At 23.3% G+C, this 722-nt stretch carries 1 protein-coding gene; it reads right to left on the bottom strand.

The window, feature by feature from the left end; translation table 11 throughout:
• On the bottom strand, window positions 1-637 hold a 637-nt coding region (locus JG677_RS08445; protein ID WP_200286197.1), incomplete at its 3' end, for a tetratricopeptide repeat protein.
• Window positions 638-722: the final 85 nt, after the last annotated feature.

Below are 722 nucleotides of genomic sequence, written 5' to 3' on the forward strand. Positions count from 1 at the left end.
AATAAGCTTTATTTGCTTCGCTCCAATAACCCATTTTTTCATGAAAAATACCTATTCCATATATATTAGACTCAAAATCTTCGTCAAAATTTATAGCTTTTTCATAAGCTTGAATCGCTAAATTTATATCTTGAATTTTTTCACAACAAAAACCAAGTCTATAATACCATATAGATTCAACTGATATTTTTTGCTTCTCTTGAATAAAAATTGACTCTTTATAATATTCCACCGCTTCTTTATATCTTTTCATAGCTTCACAAGCAATTGCCAGATCTCTTAAAATAATGAAATTTCTTTTATTTTCACTATTTAATTCTTGTTTAAGTCTATCAATTTCCTTCCACCAAAGCTTTTGCTCTAAGAAAAAACCGAATTTTAAATGATTATAAACTTGTTTTAATTGTTTTCTCCAATTTGCCACTTCTTTTAAAGCACATGCTTTTTCAAAAAAAAATTTTGCATCATACCATTCTTTCAAATGAAAGCAACACATTCCAGATTTAAAATAAGATTTAGCATTATTTTTAATTTTATCAGATGCTTTAATAAAATATTTTTTAGATATTTGATATTTTTTTCTTTTATATAACATAGAAGCAAATAAAAAATACAATCCAAACATAAAATAATTCATTTTTTTCCTTTAGCTATTTATCTTATTAATAGTTATTTTTTAATTTCTTTTAAAAAATAGTCTATAAAGATGCAATTTGTATTCT

It is taken from the genome of Campylobacter sp. TTU-622, from assembly GCF_016598965.1.
Lineage (GTDB): Bacteria > Campylobacterota > Campylobacteria > Campylobacterales > Campylobacteraceae > Campylobacter_D.